This is a genomic window from Bacillus sp. HMSC036E02 (assembly GCF_001836235.1).
GTDB classification, from domain to species: domain Bacteria; phylum Bacillota; class Bacilli; order Bacillales; family Bacillaceae_G; genus Bacillus_A; species Bacillus_A cereus.
The window spans coordinates 1-2,505 of the sequence record NZ_KV827852.1 but is presented as its reverse complement, the minus strand read 5'-3'; the positions used below and the strand labels follow the sequence as shown (position 1 = coordinate 2,505).

The following is a 2,505-nucleotide window of genomic DNA, read 5'->3' as shown; positions in this document are numbered from 1 at the left end:
AGAAAAAGCAAGAATTGAGATTTTGGAGTATCATATAAGATTGAAAAAAATACGGGATCGATTTGGCCGTTTTCAAGGAAAAACTGATCTACGTTAATGAGTAGAGATTTCAGAATATACGCGTGGGAATTCCCTTTTCTTTTATTTGAAATCTAGAACGCTCTCTATTATTTTGCGGCTGTTTTCCTTAATTTAACTTCCGAAGAAAAAAGTTATTGACACCAAAAATAAACTCATGATATTATTGAATTTTTGATAAAAAATAACATATGTGTTAAGCTTGAGAAGGTTACCATATATGGAGGTGGATTATATGTTTCAAATTGGCGATAACATTGTTTATCCAATGCACGGAGCAGGTATAATTGAAGCCATAGAAGAAAAAGAGTTCTCAGGGAAAAAGCAACTTTATTATGTCATAAAAATGTCCATTAGTAATATGCAAATCATGATTCCTAAAGGCAAAATATTGAGTTCGAATATACGCCCAGTTATTGATATACTTACATTAACGCGCATTATACACATTTTTCAGCATGGAGAATCAGGCGAATTAATGCCTTGGAAACAAAGGTATAAAGTAAACACAGATAAAATAAAAACGGGTGAAATACAAGAAGGTGCTGAAGTTATACGTGATTTAATCCGTATAAAGAAGGAAAAAGCACTGAATACAAGCGAAAAAAAATTGTTGGATGATGCATATAAATTTTTGGTCAGTGAGCTAGAATTAATTAAAGGAATCACTGAAAAACAAATAAAAAGTTTCTGTTGAGATTTATTATAAATACTGTATGACATCCCTCGGAAATATCCTGAATTCTCTGGGTATATGATGATTATTAAAAGGAAAGTATTTCAAAGATATTCAATTTCTTCAACTCACTTTTAGAGTAGGAACCTCTTTTGTTATTACTTCAATCTAATCCATTTTTATTTTTAAATTTCTTTTACGAACGTTTGAAGTTTCATCAAATAACTAGATTAAATAGTCACTTGATTTTTACAATCCTGATTCACACTGGCACGGACGAGGAGCCGTAAGGATGAAAGAGAGGTAGGGCTTTCATTGTTTTAGGTAATATACTATCTAAGTCATTATTTCTAGAAGAAAAAACAATCAATCTCACCACTATCTTTAAGAGTGCCTTATATCTACTGAGACGGTGAATAGTAATTGTTTATCTTCTTTACTTAAAATTGATAAACGAACTGGTAACACCATATGGTCAACTACAAAAAATTGGTTTCCAGACCAGGAAACCAATTTAAATTTTATTTACATACCAATAGTAAATTAAGCAGTAAGAAGGAGTACACACATGAAAAAAATGTTAACAAAAGAATTAAGTAATGAATTAAAGAAGCGAGAAGGGATCATCTCTATTACAGTTGAGCCTTATGAAAAAATCGAAGTTGGTGGAATTCGTGTAGATGGACCAGCTATTATTCTAATTAATCAAGAATAGGTAAAAATAGTTGCATACAAGGAGAAAAGGATCGGCCTTTAAGAGAAGGGGGATCCTTTTTGTTTGTTGCAGCCAATATGGGATATAAATAACTTTTATCTGATGTGTTGGGGTTAAAAGGAAGGAGAGGGTCGGGATTATCATGGTGGAGAGCTTAATATTGGTAGGATTTCTTTTTACGTTATATAAATTAGTTGATAAAAAACAAACTAATTATTTAAAACGATAGATTGTTTCTTTTTTTAGGGCGAGATTTATCTGAGAGTGAAATGGATCATATAAAGGAGGAATTAAAATGGATGCAAGGAAAAAACGCATAAAATACGAGAAGATGTCAAAAAATTATGATCGTATTTATTTAGTTTCGTTTATCCTATTAATTGTACTTGTTTGTAGTAGTGTGATTATCATAGGAGCTACAGGGGGAAAATATGGAGTATTTTTATTGTTAGCAATTTTACTTAACGCACGTATTACGAAAGAATCTCAAAAAAAGTATGAGCACTATTCTAATAAAGGGCGTATTTAAAATGATACATAACCAGAAAGGAACAACCTAGATGTATATTCAAAATATCCCTTTATCATCTCCTATTAACTAGTAAAAGTAACTTTATATAAATAATTTTTTAGCAATGTAGAAATAGAAACCGTACCCTATTAAAATGTTATTTCCGTCCATATAATGAATTATCCTTCTAGCATATTTATAAGATTTATATCATATATTAGTAGAAAGAATGCAAGTTAGAAAGGAGTCTTATAGAATGAGTTATTTGGAGGGAAATGACTTTAGTAAACAAAATATGGTAAGTGTGCCTAATCCCTATGTATATCAGACATTACAATCAGTAATTGGTAAACATGTGGTTATTGAAACTGTAAGAGGAAATATAAGAGGGAAATTAAAGGATGTGAAACCAGATCATTTGCTCATTGAAGATACGGTGCCATATATTGTACGCATTCAACAAATTGTATGGATTATGCCAAAACAATAATCAAATAAAAACACAGGGTTTTATCTCTGTGTTTC

4 protein-coding genes and 1 pseudogene are annotated in these 2,505 nt (G+C 30.8%); all 5 read left to right on the top strand.

Features of this window, described 5'->3' with window-relative positions; genetic code table 11:
* A pseudogene (locus tag HMPREF2590_RS29105) lies at nt 1-97 on the top strand (acyl-ACP desaturase); the annotation flags it as partial.
* A 216-nt stretch (nt 98-313) separates the two neighbouring features.
* On the top strand, nt 314-775 hold the full coding sequence (locus HMPREF2590_RS15780) for a CarD family transcriptional regulator (protein ID WP_000486298.1): 462 nt from the start codon (nt 314-316) through the stop codon (nt 773-775).
* A 547-nt stretch (nt 776-1,322) separates the two neighbouring features.
* Nucleotides 1,323-1,469, top strand: coding sequence for a BC1881 family protein (locus tag HMPREF2590_RS15775; protein ID WP_000738546.1), 147 nt, complete (start codon nt 1,323-1,325; stop codon nt 1,467-1,469).
* A 295-nt stretch (nt 1,470-1,764) separates the two neighbouring features.
* The gene (locus tag HMPREF2590_RS15770) at nt 1,765-1,998 is read left to right on the top strand and encodes a hypothetical protein (RefSeq protein ID WP_000340044.1); all 234 of its coding nucleotides are present in this window, start codon (nt 1,765-1,767) and stop codon (nt 1,996-1,998) included.
* A 238-nt stretch (nt 1,999-2,236) separates the two neighbouring features.
* Nucleotides 2,237-2,470: a YuzF family protein gene (locus tag HMPREF2590_RS15765; RefSeq protein WP_000120818.1), complete on the top strand. Its 234-nt coding sequence runs from the start codon at nt 2,237-2,239 to the stop codon at nt 2,468-2,470.
* Nucleotides 2,471-2,505 lie beyond the last annotated feature (35 nt).

Coding starts and splice junctions, on each gene's coding strand:
- HMPREF2590_RS15780 (WP_000486298.1), top strand. CDS start 314: ATGTTTCAAATTGGCGATAACATTGTTTATCCAATGCACGGAGCAGGT.
- HMPREF2590_RS15775 (WP_000738546.1), top strand. CDS start 1,323: ATGAAAAAAATGTTAACAAAAGAATTAAGTAATGAATTAAAGAAGCGA.
- HMPREF2590_RS15770 (WP_000340044.1), top strand. CDS start 1,765: ATGGATGCAAGGAAAAAACGCATAAAATACGAGAAGATGTCAAAAAAT.
- HMPREF2590_RS15765 (WP_000120818.1), top strand. CDS start 2,237: ATGAGTTATTTGGAGGGAAATGACTTTAGTAAACAAAATATGGTAAGT.